We start from the raw sequence: 19,065 nt of genomic DNA, 5'->3' as shown, positions 1-19,065 counted from the left end.
GATTATCATGACGTTAGAGACGAAATTACCGTTTGATCAAGACTACCTCACTAACTACTCCAAAGAGTCAGGGGAGCCTCAGTGGTTGTTAGATCTTCGCTTACAAGCTTATTCCTTGGCAGAAGAGCTGCCATTACCTAAGCCTGATAAGACGAAGATTACAAACTGGAATTTTACAAACTTCCAGAAGCACACTGTAGAAACTTCCATTACTACTGTGGACCAATTGCCCCAAGAGGTAAAGGCGTTAGTAGATGGAGAAAATATATATGTTCAAGTGGATAACACACCAGTGGTATCTACTCTTAAAGAAGAATTAAAAGCACAAGGCGTTATCTTCACAGATATCTTCACTGCTGCAAAAGAGCACAGTGACCTTGTGAAAAAGTACTTCATGCAAGACGGTGTAAAAGTAGATGAGCATAAGCTTTCCGCTTTACACGCTGCACTATTAAACGGGGGAGCATTCCTTTACGTTCCAAAAAACGTTGTCATTGAGGAACCGATCCAAGCGATCTACCTTCAAGACCAAGCAGAAGCTGTGTTCAACCACGTATTAATTGTTGCAGAAGACAACAGTGCGGTTACTTATGTAGAGAACTATCTGTCCAACAATGATGGAGAAGGATCTATCTTCAATATCGTGACAGAAGTTATCGCTAACGGAAACTCTAAAGTGCAATACGGTGCTGTAGACAACCTTGGAAAAGGTGTCACAACTTACGTTAACCGCCGCGGAGTAGTTGGACGTGACGCGACACTTGAATGGGCACTTGGCCTTATGAATGATGGCGACACGATTTCCGAAAACGTAACGAACCTTATGGGTGACGGCTCTGTTGGTGATACAAAAACAGTAGTGGTTGGACGTGGAGAGCAAAAGCAAAACTTTACAACGAAGGTTGTACATTTTGGCAAAAACTCTGACGGACAAATTCTTAAGCACGGTGTGATGAAAGACAGTGCAAGCTCTGTTTTCAATGGTATTGGTAAAATTGAACACGGTGCTTCTAAATCTAATGCCGAGCAAGAATCTCGCGTATTAATGCTTAGTGAAAAAGCTCGTGGGGACGCTAACCCGATTCTTCTAATCGACGAAGATGATGTAACGGCAGGACACGCAGCATCAGCTGGCCGCATCGATCCACTTCAACTTTACTACCTGATGAGCCGCGGAATTTCCAAGAAAGAAGCGGAGCGCTTAGTAATCCACGGATTCTTGGCACCTGTAGTAAATCAATTGCCAATCGAAAAGGTTAAGAACCAGTTGATTGATGTAATTGAAAGGAAAGTGAAGTAATGAATATCCAAGAGATACGTCAGCAGTTTCCGATTTTGCATCAAGAGGTCAATGGAAATCCGCTTGTGTATCTGGATAGTGCTGCTACATCTCAAAAACCCTTAGCGGTAATTGAGGCGTTGGAGAAGTACTATAAAGGGTATAACTCCAATGTTCATCGAGGAGTTCATACTTTAGGTACGAAAGCGACAGACGGTTACGAAGGTGCACGCGATAAGGTGAAGAACTTTATCAACGCAGCCCACAGAGAAGAAATAGTCTTCACTCGTGGAACAACGACCGCTCTGAACCTTGTAGCTGGAAGCTATGCACGTGCCAACCTGAAGGAAGGCGACGAAATAGTTATCACCTACATGGAGCATCATAGTAATATCATTCCATGGCAACAGGCGGCAAAAGCCACTGGTGCTACTTTAAAATATATCCCTCTGACTGAGGACGGCAGCCTGTCCCTATCAGATGTGGAAGCTACCATCACGGAAAATACGAAAATTGTTTCCATCATGCAGGTTTCCAATGTATTAGGAACTATCAACCCCATCAAAGAGATTGCTGAGATTGCCCATCGCAATGGTGCAATCATGGTGGTCGACGGTGCCCAGAGTACTCCACACATGAAAGTGGACGTACAGGATTTAGACTGCGACTTTTTCGCTCTGTCTGGTCATAAAATGGGTGCACCAACAGGAATTGGTGCCCTTTACGGGAAAAAACACCTGCTTGAGAACATGGAACCAATTGAGTTCGGTGGGGAAATGATCGATTTTGTCGGACTGCAGGAATCCACTTGGAAGGAGCTGCCTTGGAAGTTTGAAGGAGGTACCCCAATTATTGCGGGTGCAATCGGACTTGGGGCAGCAATTGACTTCCTGGAGCAGGTGGGAATGGACAATATCCTTGCCCATGAACATAAGCTTGCAGATTACGCGATGAAACGCATGTCCGAAATCGAAGGAATCACGATTTACGGTCCACAGAAAAGAGCGGGACTTGTTACATTCAATATAGACGACGTACATCCACATGATGTAGCTACAGTGCTTGATGCGGAAGGGATTGCTGTTCGTGCAGGACATCACTGTGCACAGCCATTAATGAAGTATCTAAACGTTTCTTCCACTGCACGTGCTAGTTTTTACCTGTATAACACAGAGGAAGAAATTGATAAGCTAGTAGCATCATTAGTGAAAACAAAGGAGTACTTTAGTAATGTCTTTTAATAATTTAGATACTCTCTATCGTCAAGTGATTATGGATCATTATAAAAATCCGCGAAACAAAGGGACAATCGAGTCCGACAGCATCACTGTCGACATGAATAACCCTACGTGCGGTGACCGCATCCATTTGACACTTCAAGTAGAAGATGGAAAAGTGGCGGATGCAAAATTCGATGGTGAAGGATGTTCCATTTCCATGGCATCTGCATCCATGATGACCCAAGCGGTAAAAGGGTTAGAAGTGGAAAAAGCTCTAGAGCTATCCCAAATCTTTTATGATATGATGTTAGGCAAAGAATATGACGATGAAACGATTGACTTAGGGGATATTGAAGCACTTCAAGGAGTGGCAAAATTCCCGGCACGTATTAAATGTGCCACTCTTGCATGGAAAGCCATGGAAAAGGGAGTCAAATCGGAATAAGCAAGGCAAGATAGGGAGTGAGAGTGTGGCGATAGGTGCCGCACTGTTGCTCACCTCTTGAATGGAGGGAATAAAATGGCGAAAAAAATGCCTGAAATCGGCGATTACAAGTATGGTTTTAAGGACAAAGACGTTTCCATTTTCCGTTCCGGCCGTGGTCTTACGAAAGAGATCGTTGAAGAAATCTCTCGTATGAAGGAAGAGCCTCAATGGATGCTGGATTTCCGTCTTAAATCATTAGAACATTTCTATAACATGCCAATGCCACAATGGGGCGGCGATTTGAACAGCTTGAACTTTGATGAGATTACGTACTACGTAAAGCCATCTGAAAAGTCTGAGCGTTCTTGGGATGAAGTACCTGAAGAAATCAAGCAAACGTTTGACAAATTAGGTATCCCTGAAGCAGAACAAAAGTACCTTGCAGGTGTATCTGCTCAGTATGAGTCTGAGGTTGTATACCACAACATGCAAGAAGACTTAGAAGATCTTGGTGTCGTGTTCAAAGACACAGACACGGCGTTAAAAGAAAACGAAGACATCTTCCGTGAGCACTGGGCGAAAGTTATCCCGCCAACAGACAACAAGTTCTCTGCATTGAACTCTGCAGTATGGTCTGGTGGATCTTTCATCTACGTTCCTAAAGGTGTAAAAGTGGAAACCCCACTTCAAGCATACTTCCGAATCAACTCTGAGAACATGGGTCAATTCGAACGTACGCTTATCATCGTAGACGAAGGCGCACACGTACACTATGTAGAGGGCTGTACAGCACCTGTTTACACAACAAACTCCCTTCACAGTGCGGTAGTAGAAATCATCATCAAGAAGGATGCTTACTGCCGTTACACGACGATTCAAAACTGGGCGAACAATGTATACAACCTAGTTACGAAGCGTGCAGTATGTGAAGAAAATGCGACAATGGAATGGATTGATGGTAACATCGGTTCCAAGCTAACGATGAAATACCCAGCGGTTATCCTTAAAGGTGAAGGCGCTCGTGGTATGACTCTTTCCATCGCATTAGCTGGTAAAGGCCAGCACCAGGATGCAGGGGCTAAAATGATTCACCTTGCACCAAACACGTCTTCCACTATCGTTTCTAAATCCATCTCCAAGCAAGGTGGTAAAGTAACATACCGTGGAATCGTACACTTTGGTAAAAAAGCTTCCGGCGCACGCTCCAATATCGAGTGTGACACGCTAATCATGGATAACCAGTCTACTTCTGATACAATTCCTTACAACGAAGTGTTCAACGACAACGTTTCTCTTGAGCACGAAGCGAAGGTATCCAAAGTATCCGAAGAGCAACTGTTCTACCTAATGAGCCGTGGATTATCAGAAGAAGAAGCAACAGAAATGATCGTAATGGGCTTCATCGAGCCATTCACAAAAGAACTACCAATGGAATACGCAGTAGAAATGAACCGTCTGATCAAGTTCGAGATGGAAGGTTCTATTGGGTAACATTTAGTCATAAAAAAACCTTGGCATGCTCGTGTATGCCAAGGTTTTTATTTATGGACTGTTATTTTATCAAACGTCTTGCTTGCTTCATTCCCTTTCACTCGCTTCAATGTCGCCACAATAAGAAAGCTGACAATCACCAGCAATAGCCAGGAACTCACCTTGCCTAGATGTACAAGGCTCCACGCATCTGTTTGATTTGGGTATTCCCAAGCACCGAAGAAGGTTGCAATATTTTCCGCGACCCATATGAAAAAACCGATAAGTACAAAGGATAGTGCTATAGGCATACGGTACCTCTTTTCACCAACTTCATACCGTACCCAAGATTTCCAAAACATGATAATGACTAGAGCAGATAGCCACCAACGAATATCGATCCAATAATGATGGGTGAAAAAATTAAGATAAATGGCTGCTGCGAGCGAAACCACAGCCCAAAAAGGTGGCCAGTCAACAAGCTCGACATTCAACCTTCTCCAAGCCTGACAAAGATAACTCGCGACACTTGCATACATAAACCCGCTGTATAATGGCACTCCAAAAATCTTGGAATAGCCTTCCTCTGGATAGGACCAAGAGCCCATGTGTACCTTAAAGATTTCAAGCGCGAGCCCAATAAGGTGGAATAAAGTGATGACTTTTAATTCATCGCGGGTTTCAAGTCCAGACCGTAACATCCACCACTGCATGAAGAGACAGATGATAAGTAGCCAATCATATCGTGGCAGAAGGGGAAGGGGTATCACTTGAGTTAATGCCAAGGAAGCAAATATGACGACAGGAAACACACAAGAGAGTGCCTGTTGCCAGCCAAATAGGATGAGCTGCTTAAACGCTCCGACTATGGACCATTGGTTCTTCTTCATCCTTAGTTTATGTTCTATATTTCTATTCATTTTAGATTACCTAAAAATTGTCTTTCGTGTCTCATCACTGACACCTCACATATTTTGTAGTATTTAATTTACTACACTATTTATTGTTAAACAATAAAAATTTATTGATTTTATCGAGTTAGATTGTTTGTATTCTATACCTCGTGGTGATGGAGACACTTTGGAGAAGGAAACTCGTGTAAGAATGTCTTCATCTCTTCGATGAAGACACTTTCGGCATTGAAATAACCGCGAAAATGTCTTCATCCCCCCAATAAAGACATTTTCAACAAGGAAATCATCACTAGAATGTCTTCAGACCCCTTCTGCCGGGCAAAACCACCCAAAAAAAGCACCCCTCTTAACAAAGGAATGCCACACTCACACTATACTAACCAGAAATCACCGAACCAATTCCGTATCATCAGAATCTGATATCTTATCTTCTTTCTGCTTTTCCAAATACTCATTAACCTTCAAACTGGAATAAATAAACCCACCAGCAATCAACACCCCAAACACCCAGCCATTTACCTTCATGAAGAACAAGATCCTGTCATACCCTTGCACACCGTAAACACCAATCAGATAGTATTTCAAGCCGGCAGCAACGAATCCCCGCAAGGCAAATATTCCTGTAAGGATATAAAAAGCAGGCAAGATCGATTTTTGACGATAAAGCCGGAAGCTGTCTTCACGCTTGTGGCCTTGAAGATAAGCGATATCTACGCCAAGGTAAAGAGCTAACGGTTTTTTTATAAGCATCGTTCCTAAAATGAATAATCCAAAGCCAGCAGACACATAAATCGAGTTCTGCAGCATGGTAAACGCATCCCCTGAAAGGATATCAACAAGCGTGCTCACAAGCAAAGAAACCATAATAAACATACCTGTCACATTGAACTGCCTTTCTATGGCAAAACGGACAATGGTGTACACAAACCCTGGAGCAGTGGAAAGCAATATCGCATAATAGTCTCCTAGTGGTTCTTGTCCAAATTTCCAAATCAAATAAGGTAAAGCCAAGTAGAATAATAAGTCAAAAACAACAATTTTATTTTTCATAGGGCCTCCGTAAAAGATAAATGATACGATTATCATACCAATTACTCCCATATTCTGCACTATAAACATGAGAAATTCACTCTAGATATGATAAAATGAAAAAAATGAGGTGAAACGGATGATTTATGTTGGTGTGACAGGCTGGGGAGATCATGATTCATTATATGTTGCAGGTACAGCCCCCAGAGACAAACTGCAAGAATATGGAGCTCATTTTCCTGTTGTTGAAGTGGATGCTTCCTTTTACGCCGTGCAGCCAAAGCAGAACGTGGAAAAGTGGGTGGCCGATACACCTGAAACATTTAAATTCATTGTAAAAGCTTACCAAGGAATGACAGGTCATCAACGTGGTGAGATTCCTTTTGACACGAAAGAACTAATGTTTAAAGCCTTTAAGCAATCCATTGAACCCTATGAAAAGGCCGGAAAAATGGCTATGGTTCTTTTTCAATTTCCACCATGGTTTGAATGCAAGAAGGAGAATGTCGATTATTTGAGATGGTGTAAAGAGCAGATGGGGGACACAAAGGTAGCGCTTGAGTTCCGCAATCAGACATGGTTTCAGCCTGCCTATCATGACAGAACGCTGAAGTTTATGGAAGAGGAGGGGTGGATTCATAGTATCTGTGATGAACCGCAAACGGGAACGGGATCCATTCCTACCGTCCTGCATCCCACAGATCCAGACAATACCCTTATTCGTCTCCATGGGAGGAACGTTCATGGTTGGACAAAGCCGGCATCAGGGAAGGACTGGAGAGAGGTCCGTTATCTGTATGATTATAACCTTGACGAACTAATGGAATGGAAGGAGAATCTCGAGAGGTTAGCTCCTTCATCTCGGAACATTTATTTGTTATTCAACAATAACTCTGGAGGCCATGCAGCTGGAAATGCCAAACAGATGATTGACCTATTGGGTGTCGAGTATACAGGATTGGCCCCAAGGCAACTAGATTTATTTTAGAGGAGAGAAACGGTGTGCAGCAAATAAGAATTTTACATACAAACGATATCCATAGTCATTTTGATGCGTATCCAAAGCTTGCGACTTTTTTAAAAGAACAGGCGTCCACACAGCCATCGGCTCTTGTTGACATTGGTGATAATATGGATCGTTTTCACCCAATTACCGAGGCTACAAGTGGAAAGGCTAACACAAAACTATTAAACATGCTTCACTATGACTATGCCACGTTTGGTAATAATGAAGGAATAACATTGGACTATCAAGGCTTATCAAAGCTATATGAGGATGCGGAATTTCCCGTTTTGGCTGCCAATCTATTTGAAGAAAATGGTAATTATCCGTGTTGGGTAAAACCTTATGATGTGAAAGACATGGGGGATGTTAAGGTTGCATTTATCGGAGTGACTGTTTTTTATCAGCATTTCTATTCGCTGCTTGGCTGGAAAATAGATGATCCTTATATTATTTTGGAAAAACACCTTCCTGTATTAAAAGAAGAGGCAGATATTATTGTGGTACTATCCCATCTTGGTATTTCTGATGATGAGGAAATGGCAAGAAGGTTCCCTGATATTGATGTCATTCTTGGTGGACATACTCATCATGTTTTGCCTGAAGGGAGACGAATTGGAAATACGTTAATATGTGGAGCAGGTAAATATGGGCAATACATAGGACAGGTCGATCTTGTCTACGATAAAGATTCGGAATTACTTATTGATTCCACTGCAAAGCTTTATAAGTTGGAACTCTATGAGCCGGATCAGCAATTAACAGAATGGATAAAAGACATGGAACAAGTAGCGGAGGAGCATTTGAATAAGAAAGTAGGAAGTATTGAACAATCGCTTCCGGTAGAATGGTTCGCGCCTTCTATTTTTCCAGATTTCCTTGCAGAGAAGTTAAGAGAATGGTGTCAGGCAGATATCGGAATGGTCAATGCCGGTGTATTGCTTGATGGACTAGATAAAGGAGAAGTAACCCTTAGTATGCTTCACCGTATATGTCCTCACCCTATTAATCCTTGCAGGGTGACGCTGACAGGCGAGGAGTTAAGGGAAGTTGTCCAGCAGGCTCTTCACCCTGATATGGAAAACTTGAGGGTGAAAGGTCTTGGTTTCCGTGGTGAGGTAATGGGGCGTATGGCGTTTAGTGGCGTTAGATTCGATACAGAGGCCATAAAAGACGGTAGCGTTCAGGTGACTGATATCTATATGGGGGCTAAGCGACTGAATGCAACAGACCGTGTAACAATCGGCACCATTGATATGTTCACTTTTGGTAGAATGTATCCAAGCATCATCCGTGCAAAAGAAAAGAAGTTTTTTCTGCCAGAACTCCTTCGAGATGTGTTAGCACATTCATTTTCTAATAATTGACCTATTTTTCACACCCTTTCCATGCACACACCATAAATTGATATGGGAAGGGAGCGTGACAATTATCTATGATTGAAATGACACCAATTACAATCGAAGGCCATACGTTTACAGCAATTACGGTACGGTTGCCAAAGACCAATTTTTTGGCGGTGACTAGTGATAAAGGTTATATCATGTGCGGTGCGCTTGATGTCGGCTTATTGAATGCCAAACTAAAGGACCGTAAAATCATTGCAGGGCGGGCAGTTGGAGTGCGTACTATCGAGCAATTAATAGAGGCCCCTTTGGAATCCATTACGTATGAGGCGGAGAATGTTGGTATTACTGTAGGGATGTCTGGGAAAGACGCTTTGTTAAAAATGTTATAAAGGGTTGTTGCGCTATTTTTGTTGACTTGCAGCCTATACCCCAAATATATAATACCATCGTGCTCTTACGATGGTATTTTTAATTGTTAGGAAATTATAAAATAATAGAATAGTGGATAGTCTCCAGAGTAATTCTTGAACGACGGGATGAAGACTTTGATGAGGAGAAAACAGGAGGAGAGAGGTCTTCATCGGCGTTATGAAGACCTCAGTGAGGAGAAAACAGGAGGAGAGAGGTCTTCATTGAAGTAATGAAGACCTCAGTGAGGAAAAAACAGGAGGAGAGATGTCCTCATTGAAGTTATGAAGACCTCAGTGAGGAGAAATCAGGGGGAAGAGGTCTTCATCGACGTTATGAAGACTTCAAGAAAACAGGAGGAGAGATGTCCTCATCGGCGTTATGAAGACCTCGGTGACAAGAAAACAGGAGGAGAGAGGTCCTCATCGAAGTAATGAAGACCTCAGTGAGGAGAAATCGGGGGAGAAGAGGTCTTCATCGACGATATGAAGACCTCAGTGACAAGAAAACAGGAGGAGAGAGGTCTTCATCGACGTTATGAAGACTTCAGTGACAAGAAAACAGGGGAGAGATGTCCTCATCGGCGTTATGAAGACCTCGGTGACAAGAAAACAGGAGGAGAGATGTCCTCATCGAAGTAATGAAGACCTCAGTGAGGAGAAATCAGGGGGAGAAAGGTCCTCATCGACGTTATGAAGACTTCAGTGACAAGAAAACAGGAGGAGAGATGTCCTCATCGACGATATGAAGACCTCAGTGAGGAGAAAACAGAAGGAGAGAGGTATTCATAGTCAATATGAAGACCTTGATGACAAAGGCTTCATATTAAAATAATCAAGGACGAGTTCAAAACAATAATCTGGCCAAGGCCAATTCAAACCTATGCGAAAAGCGAGATAACGTCCCAAGAGATTAAGGTTTTGGGAGGTGATTTTAGGTCGGGTTAGCATTTTTGTTCTTGACGGTTGTTCCTTTGCAGGCGCGTGCTTTCCTCAGGCGGTCCCCGAAGCCTCCTCGGTTTCGCCTGAGGGGTCTCCAAATAGCGCTATATCCCTCAGGACAAGGAAGTTTCAGCAGCGATACATCGCACGAAGAAAACGCGTAGCATTTTTGAGGAGTCAAGCGCCTTCCACTTCAGTCAACTATTTTGTCTTCCTAACTATTAATTGTTGTAATAAACTTTTCAAAACTTTTTTTTATTTTATCAAGCTTTATCCCGGAATTTTTACTATAATAGGAAATATATAGATTTTGTCGAAATGTGAAGATAGGAGAAGTTATGAGACTATTACCTACAAAATCAATGAAACCGGGAATGGTGTTGGCCAGATCGATCTACAATGATTCTGGAAGAGTACTGTTAAGTGAAGGGATTTCTGTTACCTCACGGATGATCACACGTTTGCAGCAATTGAATGTAACATATGTATATATAGAAGATGCCCGGACAAGCGGGATGGAAGTGCCGACTATTATATCGGACAAAACGCGTAAAGAAGCAGTAAAGACGATTACGGATACCTTTAAAACTGTAGAACATGAAAAAGAGTTAAGTAAGTGGTTTGTCATGGACAAGTCTTCCAAAAGCATCAAATCACTTATTCAAAACCTTCTTTCAGACATGAAATCAAATGAAGAAGTGTCCGCGCTTTTGACGGATGTATATGTACACGATAACTACGTGTTTACCCATTCGTTAAATGTGACACTTTATTCCCTATCCATAGGATTAAAGTTAGGATTGTCCCAAAAAGATTTAGAAACACTAGGGCTTGGCGGTATTCTTCATGATATTGGAAAAATGTTGATACCCAATGAAATTCTCTTTAAGCCCGGAAAGCTTACAAGTGATGAGTTTGCTGAAATGAAGCGGCATGCGACCTACGGTTACGATATCCTTCGAAACATGCAGACCATTCCTTTAATGGTAGCCCACTGTGCTTTCCAGCATCATGAGCGCCTAAACGGAAGTGGCTATCCTCGCGGCATTAAATCGGACGATATTCATCTGTTTGGTAAAATACTTGCTGTTGCGGATGTTTTTGATGCAGTGACCTCCCACCGGATTTATCGAAGCGCGATGCTTCCGCATGAAGGACTCGAAATCTTATATGCAGGGTCGGGCACGTTGTATGAACCAGAGATTATTGAAGCCTTCCGAAAATCGGTGGCCATCTATCCATATGGCTTAATGGTTACATTGAATGATGGGAGAAAAGGGCTTGTTGTTGGCCAAAATAAGGATCTTACAGAACGACCTGTCATAAGGGTGGTGGAAGAAGAGGGCGAGGACCTGGAGACACCGTATGATATAAATCTAAAAGATCATCTTAACTTAGCGATTGTGGACTGCGATTCCCTCGAAAAAATAGCGGCCGTCAGCTAATAGGAAAGACTAGAGAAAAAAGAAATATATTTCCTTTGTCCTATATGAGGATATATGGTATAGTAAGTTCATAAAATAATATACTTCCCTTATCATACGATGAGGTAGAGGCTGCATAGCATAAGAGTAAAACTACTGGAGGTTGACACCTAAGATGGTAGAAAGAAAGGATGCTGTGCCGAAGCAAAATGAGCGGTCGAACTCATGTTGCTGGGGTTATCTTGAATAAGGATAACACTGCCATTATGACCGGTACGGACGGTTTTTATAATGGAGGGCTACTGATCGGATGGAGGATAACACATTACATAGGTAATGATAGTTATTTTCTATCATTACTTTTTATTTTGTTTTCTTTCAGCGCCTTCCATTGTTGTAAACCGTTTGAACCCTGTCAAACATATTACAGCTTATTGGGGGTTTTTTTTGTGGAAGGAACAATTTATTCTTTAATTCCTCCGGTGCTAGCGATCTTGATGGTTATTTTGACCAGAAGAGTGTTGCTTTCACTAGGAGTAGGTATTCTGGCGGCGGCCTTAATGTTGGCGGATTTCAATCCGGTGACGATGGTTGTATTAATCTGGGATATGGTTTTAGGTCTGTTTTATTCTGTAGACGATAAAGAATTGAACTTGTGGAATATTTATATCCTTGTGTTCTTAATCATTTTAGGAATCATAACTGCATTTATCTCTATCACTGGTGGCAGCAGGGCTTTTGCTGACTGGGCACAGACAAAAATTAAGACAAGAAGAGGCTCGAAATTCCTAACTGCTATCTTAGGAATCGTAATCTTTATTGATGATTATTTCAATGCATTGGCAGTAGGTCAGATCAGTAGACCGGTAACGGACCGCTACAAAGTGTCACGTGCCAAATTAGCGTACTTGATTGATTCCACATCTGCACCGATTTGTGTAATTTCACCTGTTTCAAGTTGGGGTGCTGTTATCATCGGTATTATCGGAACGGATGTAATTGTAAGACAGAATATTAGTGACTTAACAGCAATCAGTGCTTTTATGCAAATTATACCGATGAACTTATACGTTTTTTCAGCATTAATCATGGTATTCTTGGTAAGTTATTTTAACTTCAATATTGGTCCAATGAGAAAGCATGAGCAACGTGCAATGGAGACTGGTGAATTATACGATCCAGAAAAAGAAGTACCTGGAGAATTATCTGACGAGCTTCCTACTAGCACAAAAGGAACGATGGGTAATCTTGTGTGGCCGATTGTAGCACTTTTTGTTGGTGTTATTGGAGCGATGATATGGACAGGTGCTTCAGCAATTGAAGGAGATATCACGGTTTTAGGTATTTTTGAAAATACAGACCCGTCTGCAGCATTATTCTATGGTGGATTATTCGCTTTAGTAGTTTCTTTCTTCTTACTTTTCGGTCAAATTTCAAAAGGTGGAGTATCCAACAAAGTAGTGGGTCGCGGTTTAGTAGAAGGAACAAAATCCATGCTTCCTGCCATCTATATTCTTTTATTTGCTTGGACCATCGCAGGATTGATTGATGGTTTGGGAACTGGAACATATATTGCGGAGCAAGTAGAAAACTCTAATATTAATATTGCCTTCTTACCAGCAATCATATTTGTCATCGCTGGTTTTACAGCTCTTGCAACAGGTACTTCATGGGGGACTTTCACGCTATTACTTCCTATCGCAGGGCAGATAGCGGCAGCAACAGATGTAACAATCCTATTGCCTGTTCTTGCAGCAGTATTGGCTGGAGCGGTATTCGGAGATCATTGTTCACCAATTTCCGATACAACGATCCTTTCCTCTACTGGTGCAGGATGTAACCATATTGACCATGTCCTAACACAGCTGCCATATGCGTTAATTAGTGCAGGTGTCGCAATTGCAGGATATATCGTGCTAGGATTGACAGGAAGCACATTACTTGGTTTGCTAGTAGTGCTAGTTGCATTTGTAATCATTGGCTTTAGTTTTAAAGCGGTGAAAACAGCAGAATAACTAAATAGATACTTTTCAAAAAAAGTAAAAAACACCTTCTTTTTATCTATTTTTAACGAAGTGATAAAAAGAGAGGTGTTTTTTTTTATTAAAAAATATATGAATAAATATTCACATTGAAACTCAAGCGCATCAGTATATACAGAATTATATAGTATGTTAATCGAATAAAAATACACTGTTGAGAATTGTCATATGCTGTCGATTAATATGGTGGAAAAGTTTGTTTTGACATAGTCATAAAGTCTAGTTATACTATGTATAAATTATATTAAATAATCAGAAAAAATAAAACATTTAGATTCTTTTATCTATTTTTTGGTAAAAAAGAGTCTAAGTAGGGGGAGAAAGAGAATGGAAAATCGACCGCAATGGGGGACAAGAGCAGGATTTATTTTAGCAGCGGTTGGATCGGCCATCGGGTTAGGAAACATTTGGCGTTTTCCAGCAACTGCGTATGAAAATGGAGGAGGAGCATTCTTTGTACCATATTTATTCGCTCTTCTGACAGCAGGGATTCCATTATTAATCCTTGAATTCACTATGGGCCATAAGTACCGCGGCTCAGCACCACTTTCTTATGCAAGAATGAACAAAAAGTCTGAATGGCTTGGCTGGTGGCAAGTTGGTATTGCATTCGTAATTTCTACTTATTATGCCGTCATCATTGCTTGGGCTATGTCTTACTCCGTGTTCTCGCTTAATCTAAAGTGGGGAGACGATACAGGCGGATTCCTGATTGGAGAATACCTTCAAGTAGCTGCACCAGGTGAGATTGGGGGACTTGTTCCTTCGGTATTACTTCCATTAGTAATTGTATGGGTTGTGACACTAGGAATTCTTTTCAAAGGTGTTAAGAAAGGTGTAGAGGTTGCAAATAAGATTTTCATCCCTGCACTAGTTGTTTTGTTCTTGATTATCGTTGTTCGCGCTCTGACATTAGAAGGAGCAGCAACAGGACTAAACGCATTCTTCAAACCTGACTGGAGCACAATTGCGGATGGTAAGGTTTGGGTAGCTGCATATGGACAGATTTTCTTCAGTTTATCCATTGCATTTGCCATCATGATCACGTATTCCAGTTATCTTCCGAAAAAAGCGGATATTACAAATAACGCATTCATTACTGCTTTCAGTAACTCGGGATTCGAATTATTAGCAGGTATCGGTGTATTCAGTATCTTGGGATTCATGGCAGTACAGCAAGGCGTAGGAGTAGAGGATGTGGTAGCAGGCGGTGTTGGCTTGGCATTCGTCGTGTTCCCACAGATCATTAACGAGTTCCCGGCATTTAAAGAATTGTTTGGATTCTTGTTCTTTGGATCTCTAGTTCTGGCTGGACTATCATCACTGATTTCGATTGTTGAAACTTTTGTTGCAGGGGTGCAAGACAAATTTAAAGTGTCCCGTACGAAAGCAGTTGCATTTGGTGGTGGATTGTCTGCAATTATCTCCATTCTTTTTGCAACAAAAGGCGGCTTGAATTTCCTTGATGTTGCAGATTACTTTATCAATCAATTCGGTGTTGCGCTTGCAGGTCTTGTTCAAGTAATTATCGTTGTCTATTTTGCAAGACAGCTTAAGACATTGCGTAACCATGCGAATGAAATCTCTGATATTAAATTAACTGGATTCCTAGGTCATTGGTGGACTTGGTCCTTAGCAGTAATCACACCAATTGTACTTGGATATATGATGATTGATCTTATCCGTACAAATATTGCAGAAGCATACGGAGATTATCCACGTATCTTCACAATCCAATATGGTGTAGTAGTAGCGTTGCTTGCATTACTTGTAGGTGTTGCCTTCTCCCTTATTAAATGGAAAAGAGACACGTTGGAGCTTCCAGCTTCCTCGTCAAAGGAGGTCAATAAATAATGGAAACAAGTGCGATTATCATGATGGTTGTCGGAATTGTCATCATTTGGGGTGGCCTTGCTGGAAGTATCCTTTGGGCTATGAAAAAGAGCAAGGAAGCGTAAATTTAAAAAAGCTGTTGATCGAGTGTGAATTCTCAATCAACAGCTTTTTTTATGGTATCATGTGTCCGGATGATCTCCGTTCCAGGCGCTTCGTTTGCCTGCGGGCGGTTCGTGAGCCTCCTCAGGTTTCGCCTTCCGGGGCTTATTTGTCCCTTTTCCTCCCGCGGGCGTGTATGTGCCTTACACTCCGACCGACGAGGTAACTGCTCTCACTCAAAGGGTAAAGAAAGGTACTTAGACGAGTTAATTGGTTTACGCTAACGTTTCTTTAACATAATTTCTAGCTGTGGATTGGAGCAAATGGCGAAGACTCCAGCGGGGGATTAACGGTAGGTTGAGACCCCGCAACGAAGTGAGGAGGCTCAAGGCACCGTCCCGCGGAAAGCGAAGCCATTTGCGCAAAGGAACAGCGGCATTTAACCACTAACTAATATTTTTTCGGTTTTACACATTTATTTGTAAAAATTCTAACGCTTTCTCCTATCCCCACGTTCCCAGGATTTTAAGTGTGGGAACGGGTCAAAGGACCATTCGGAATAGCCGTTGTCTTTGTACATACCATAGTGAAGATGTGGAGGGAATTTTCCTGCAGTCCCAGGCGGTCCATAACCAGAGCTTCCTACTGATCCGATAATTTGCCCTGGTTCTACCACCTGTCCTACTTCTAGGTCTTTGGCAAAGCCGTTTAAATGGGCAAAATAATGGTAGGTATTATTTATGTCACGAATTCCAAGGCGCCAGCCGCCGAACTTGTTCCACCCTTTTATTTCAATGACACCATAACAAGTGGAACGAACTGGGACACCGTAACTTGCAAATATATCTGTACCCTCATGCATTCTTCTTCCACCCCAGCCGCGTGCATCTCCCCACGTATTTTTATAGCTGAAATTGGACCGGATTGGTAGAGGAAAAGCATGTGTATCAAGCTTGAGGGTTTTATAAGTACTATAAAGTTTCATATGGTTCATAATAAGCCCGACCGTTTTATCGCGCTGATAATACTCCCACAAGGCAATTTTTATATTTTCCTTATCTGTACCAAAAGACTGGAGATAATTAGCAAATGTAAATAATACATCTTCATCATTTGTGGCATCAGCAACTCCATCCCCGTTTCCATCCCTCCCCTTTCCACCAAAGAATTGGATGCTCATAGGGTTGCTGTCCTGTGAATTAGGATTTAACGGACCCGCCCACACCTCAGGTTTATAATAAATACCGATAACTCCTTTTGCCTTCGGGATATCTCGTCTAACTCTGCGGACATTTCTTTCATATTGATCAACAGCTGCGAAATAGTACCATGGAATCTGGGTGACAGATTGCATTCGATTATATAGGTCCTGCCTTTTGGCATATATTTGTTCATCTGTTAAATTTGTTTCTTCAGCAATAGCATTTGCAGGAATCATGCTAAATAGAATAATTACACACAAGAGTAGCCGTATCAAATCCTCACTCCTTCCTTTTCTTTCATTTCCTACTGTTAGTTTGGGAAGTTTTCTTCATTTCATAAATACTAATTCATGGAAGATTGTCAGGAGTATGTTCGTGGAAGGTTTTGGACTTGTTTCTTTGCGGGATGTTTGATAAAGTGACAGGTGTGAATATGTCATTTTCCCTATACAATAAGATAGAATAGTGAAAATATACAGATAAATTATTGGTGAAGTCATCTTGAAAAAAAGACAAGTTGGAGTTGATCATATGGCTAAAAAAGAGGAGTACATACGTAAACCAGATTGGCTGAAAATCAAGCTGAATACGAATGAAAACTATACAGGACTAAAAAAATTGATGAGAGAGCACAATCTTAACACAGTCTGTGAAGAGGCAAAATGCCCAAACATTCATGAATGCTGGGCAGTTAGACGTACAGCTACTTTCATGATTCTTGGTGCTGTCTGTACGCGTGCTTGCCGTTTCTGTGCGGTCAAGACAGGATTGCCAACAGAGCTTGATACACAAGAGCCGGAACGCGTAGCAGAGTCCGTAAAACTAATGAACTTAAAGCATGCTGTTATTACAGCGGTTGCCCGTGATGATCTAAAAGATGGCGGAGCTGCCATTTTTGCAGAAACGATTAGAGCGGTTCGCCGTGAAAACCCTTTTACAACGATTGAAGTATTACCTTCTGATATGGGTGGGGTTTATGAGAACATTGAAATGTTGATGGCAGCAAGACCGGACATTCTAAACCATAACATTGAAACAGTTCGTTCTTTAACACCTCGAGTGCGTGCGAGAGCTACCTATGACCGTTCTCTTGAATTATTGCGTCGTGCAAAAGAATTACAACCTGACATTCCAACAAAATCAAGCATCATGATTGGACTTGGAGAAACAAAAGAAGAGATAATCGAAACAATGGATGATCTTCGTGCCAATAATGTAGACATAATGGCAATTGGTCAATACTTGCAGCCTTCTAAGAAACATATTAAGGTGCAGAAGTATTATCATCCAGATGAGTTTGCAGAGTTAAAGGAAATCGCAATGACGAAAGGTTTCAGTCATTGTGAAGCCGGTCCACTTGTCCGTTCTTCTTATCATGCTGATGAGCAAGTAAACGAAGCATCTAAAGCAAGACAAGCACAGGCATAGCACTGACGGTTGATTTCCGATCCAGGCGCTTCGCTTTCCATGGGCGGTCCGGGAACCTCCTCACAACGCTTGGGGGTCTCCCCTGTCCTTTCCTCCCATAGGACAAGGAAGGCTTCGACAGCGATTCATCGCACGAAGAAAATGCGGTAGCATTTTCGAGGAGTCTGCGCGCCTTCCACTTCAATCAACTTGGATTTATTATAAAAAAAGGTACAGCTCCTACTTTATTTCTAAGGAACTGTACCTTTTTTTGTTAATCGTTTTTCATTTGTTTTCGGAATTCACTTTTGTCTGATTCTTCATTCATCTCGCCGTCTGCTTCACCATTTCCATTTTCGCCAGTATTCAACTGTTTACCTTGTGGAGATTTGAGCATTTCTTTAATGGTGCTTTCCAAAATTTCATCCACCCTAGGACTTGTCACACCAAGGGAACGAAAACGTTCAATATCATGAATCATTTCTGGATTATCAGAAATGTAAACATGATAGTATCGTGGAACGATGGATAATCCGGTTTTACTTACCTGATCGGCTGTTAGTTCTCTATCATCACTGTTTGTTTCATATGCAATAAGTACTTCTTCATCTGTAACGAGTGTCGCAGAATCCTCTATTGCAGGTAACTGAACAACCATTTTGTTGATGATATTGGCAATTTCGCCGTAATCCACGGCAGCGATGTTCTCATTGTAGCGCTGAGAGTTTCTCACTGGCTCAGCTTGGTCGCGAACGTAACCGAAGCGAGTTTGATCATGGTTATTGCTGTCTCTTACATCATACATATCGTAACGGTGTCCTGTATTTGTATTCATTGGCTGCCCATCACGCCCGTATATGACGCTTCTGGCTTGGCGTTCTTCTGGCGTTGGGTCAAAAGAACAGGCTGAAGTGATTGCAGTAACTAAACTGCATGCTGCAAGAATTTTTATTGTTTTCCTCAATGGAAACACCTCCTTACGTATAGGATTGCCCGTTGATAAAAATTTTGACTT

Annotated in this window: 17 protein-coding genes and 1 riboswitch; of the genes, 13 read left to right on the top strand and 4 right to left on the bottom strand. The window is 41.7% G+C overall.

What is annotated here, in order from left to right:
• The first annotated feature begins 7 nt into the window (after positions 1-7).
• The 4 genes from sufD to sufB all read left to right on the top strand — a co-directional run bounded on the left by sufD (position 8) and on the right by sufB (position 4,417).
• Positions 8-1,300 (top strand): Fe-S cluster assembly protein SufD, encoded by a 1,293-nt coding sequence (gene sufD / locus HC179_RS16635; RefSeq protein ID WP_168865327.1) that lies wholly within the window; start codon positions 8-10, stop codon positions 1,298-1,300.
• Positions 1,300-2,520, top strand: coding sequence for a cysteine desulfurase (locus tag HC179_RS16630; RefSeq protein WP_168865326.1), 1,221 nt, complete (start codon positions 1,300-1,302; stop codon positions 2,518-2,520). Before sufD ends, HC179_RS16630 begins: the two co-directional genes overlap by 1 nt.
• Positions 2,510-2,944, top strand: a complete 435-nt coding sequence (gene sufU / locus HC179_RS16625) for a Fe-S cluster assembly sulfur transfer protein SufU (protein WP_168865325.1) — start codon at positions 2,510-2,512, stop codon at positions 2,942-2,944. The genes HC179_RS16630 and sufU overlap by 11 nt, the downstream gene beginning before the upstream one ends.
• Positions 2,945-3,019: 75 nt before the next feature.
• Positions 3,020-4,417 (top strand): Fe-S cluster assembly protein SufB, encoded by a 1,398-nt coding sequence (sufB, locus tag HC179_RS16620; RefSeq protein WP_060665469.1) that lies wholly within the window; start codon positions 3,020-3,022, stop codon positions 4,415-4,417.
• A 47-nt stretch (positions 4,418-4,464) separates the two neighbouring features.
• Here sufB and HC179_RS16615 read toward each other — a convergent pair whose 3' ends face one another.
• Positions 4,465-5,286, bottom strand: a complete 822-nt coding sequence (locus HC179_RS16615) for a DUF817 domain-containing protein (protein ID WP_168865347.1) — start codon at positions 5,284-5,286, stop codon at positions 4,465-4,467.
• 411 nt (positions 5,287-5,697) lie between these two features.
• Positions 5,698-6,396, bottom strand: coding sequence for a VC0807 family protein (locus HC179_RS16610; protein ID WP_240948557.1), 699 nt, complete (start codon positions 6,394-6,396; stop codon positions 5,698-5,700).
• An 82-nt stretch (positions 6,397-6,478) separates the two neighbouring features.
• Between HC179_RS16610 and HC179_RS16605 the strand changes: the two genes are divergently transcribed.
• The 8 genes from HC179_RS16605 to HC179_RS16570 all read left to right on the top strand — a co-directional run bounded on the left by HC179_RS16605 (position 6,479) and on the right by HC179_RS16570 (position 15,464).
• Entirely contained in the window at positions 6,479-7,327 is an 849-nt protein-coding gene (locus HC179_RS16605; RefSeq protein ID WP_168865324.1) for a DUF72 domain-containing protein, read from the top strand.
• Positions 7,328-7,341: 14 nt separating this feature from the next.
• Entirely contained in the window at positions 7,342-8,709 is a 1,368-nt protein-coding gene (locus HC179_RS21305) for a metallophosphoesterase (RefSeq protein ID WP_168865323.1), read from the top strand.
• A gap of 68 nt (positions 8,710-8,777) precedes the next feature.
• Positions 8,778-9,080 carry a YunC family protein gene (locus tag HC179_RS16595; protein WP_060665472.1) on the top strand — a complete coding sequence of 101 codons (303 nt, stop codon included), beginning with the start codon at positions 8,778-8,780 and terminating at the stop codon, positions 9,078-9,080.
• Positions 9,081-9,584: 504 nt separating this feature from the next.
• On the top strand, positions 9,585-9,740 hold the full coding sequence (locus tag HC179_RS16590) for a hypothetical protein (protein WP_168865322.1): 156 nt from the start codon (positions 9,585-9,587) through the stop codon (positions 9,738-9,740).
• A 638-nt stretch (positions 9,741-10,378) separates the two neighbouring features.
• Complete coding sequence (locus HC179_RS16585; RefSeq protein WP_168865321.1) at positions 10,379-11,485, top strand: HD-GYP domain-containing protein; 1,107 nt, start codon at positions 10,379-10,381, stop codon at positions 11,483-11,485.
• A 97-nt stretch (positions 11,486-11,582) separates the two neighbouring features.
• Positions 11,583-11,774, top strand: a riboswitch (Lysine riboswitch).
• A 139-nt stretch (positions 11,775-11,913) separates the two neighbouring features.
• Positions 11,914-13,479, top strand: coding sequence for a Na+/H+ antiporter NhaC family protein (locus HC179_RS16580; protein WP_168865320.1), 1,566 nt, complete (start codon positions 11,914-11,916; stop codon positions 13,477-13,479).
• A 354-nt stretch (positions 13,480-13,833) separates the two neighbouring features.
• A complete protein-coding gene (locus HC179_RS16575) occupies positions 13,834-15,360 on the top strand; it encodes a sodium-dependent transporter (RefSeq protein ID WP_168865319.1) in 1,527 nt (508 codons plus the stop codon).
• Positions 15,360-15,464 (top strand): methionine/alanine import family NSS transporter small subunit, encoded by a 105-nt coding sequence (locus HC179_RS16570; RefSeq protein ID WP_010196622.1) that lies wholly within the window; start codon positions 15,360-15,362, stop codon positions 15,462-15,464. Before HC179_RS16575 ends, HC179_RS16570 begins: the two co-directional genes overlap by 1 nt.
• A 467-nt stretch (positions 15,465-15,931) precedes the next feature.
• Here the strand turns inward: HC179_RS16570 and HC179_RS16565 are convergent, their stop codons facing one another.
• Complete coding sequence (locus HC179_RS16565) at positions 15,932-16,879, bottom strand: M23 family metallopeptidase (RefSeq protein WP_205825365.1); 948 nt, start codon at positions 16,877-16,879, stop codon at positions 15,932-15,934.
• A 295-nt stretch (positions 16,880-17,174) separates the two neighbouring features.
• On the opposite strand from HC179_RS16565, the gene lipA reads away from it, so the two are divergent.
• Complete coding sequence (gene lipA, locus HC179_RS16560; RefSeq protein WP_168865345.1) at positions 17,175-18,071, top strand: lipoyl synthase; 897 nt, start codon at positions 17,175-17,177, stop codon at positions 18,069-18,071.
• Between the two features lie 253 nt (positions 18,072-18,324).
• On the opposite strand, the gene HC179_RS16555 is transcribed toward lipA, so the two are convergent.
• Positions 18,325-19,014, bottom strand: coding sequence for a YhcN/YlaJ family sporulation lipoprotein (locus HC179_RS16555; RefSeq protein ID WP_168865317.1), 690 nt, complete (start codon positions 19,012-19,014; stop codon positions 18,325-18,327).
• Positions 19,015-19,065 lie beyond the last annotated feature (51 nt).

The organism is Bacillus sp. RO1 (assembly GCF_012524115.1).
Taxonomy (GTDB): domain Bacteria; phylum Bacillota; class Bacilli; order Bacillales; family Bacillaceae_I; genus Sutcliffiella_A.
Note: the sequence above shows the minus strand (reverse complement) of the source record. Positions and strands in the feature narration are given on the sequence as shown.

What these genes read in the sequence shown, in the direction of transcription:
- sufD (WP_168865327.1), top strand. Translation starts at nt 8, where the DNA reads ATGACGTTAGAGACGAAATTACCGTTTGATCAAGACTACCTCACTAAC.
- HC179_RS16630 (WP_168865326.1), top strand. Translation starts at nt 1,300, where the DNA reads ATGAATATCCAAGAGATACGTCAGCAGTTTCCGATTTTGCATCAAGAG.
- sufU (WP_168865325.1), top strand. Translation starts at nt 2,510, where the DNA reads ATGTCTTTTAATAATTTAGATACTCTCTATCGTCAAGTGATTATGGAT.
- sufB (WP_060665469.1), top strand. Translation starts at nt 3,020, where the DNA reads ATGGCGAAAAAAATGCCTGAAATCGGCGATTACAAGTATGGTTTTAAG.
- HC179_RS16615 (WP_168865347.1), bottom strand. Translation starts at nt 5,286, where the DNA reads ATGAAGAAGAACCAATGGTCCATAGTCGGAGCGTTTAAGCAGCTCATC.
- HC179_RS16610 (WP_240948557.1), bottom strand. Translation starts at nt 6,396, where the DNA reads ATGATAATCGTATCATTTATCTTTTACGGAGGCCCTATGAAAAATAAA.
- HC179_RS16605 (WP_168865324.1), top strand. Translation starts at nt 6,479, where the DNA reads ATGATTTATGTTGGTGTGACAGGCTGGGGAGATCATGATTCATTATAT.
- HC179_RS16595 (WP_060665472.1), top strand. Translation starts at nt 8,778, where the DNA reads ATGATTGAAATGACACCAATTACAATCGAAGGCCATACGTTTACAGCA.
- HC179_RS16590 (WP_168865322.1), top strand. Translation starts at nt 9,585, where the DNA reads ATGAAGACCTCAGTGACAAGAAAACAGGAGGAGAGAGGTCTTCATCGA.
- HC179_RS16585 (WP_168865321.1), top strand. Translation starts at nt 10,379, where the DNA reads ATGAGACTATTACCTACAAAATCAATGAAACCGGGAATGGTGTTGGCC.
- HC179_RS16575 (WP_168865319.1), top strand. Translation starts at nt 13,834, where the DNA reads ATGGAAAATCGACCGCAATGGGGGACAAGAGCAGGATTTATTTTAGCA.
- HC179_RS16570 (WP_010196622.1), top strand. Translation starts at nt 15,360, where the DNA reads ATGGAAACAAGTGCGATTATCATGATGGTTGTCGGAATTGTCATCATT.
- HC179_RS16565 (WP_205825365.1), bottom strand. Translation starts at nt 16,879, where the DNA reads ATGATTCCTGCAAATGCTATTGCTGAAGAAACAAATTTAACAGATGAA.
- lipA (WP_168865345.1), top strand. Translation starts at nt 17,175, where the DNA reads ATGGCTAAAAAAGAGGAGTACATACGTAAACCAGATTGGCTGAAAATC.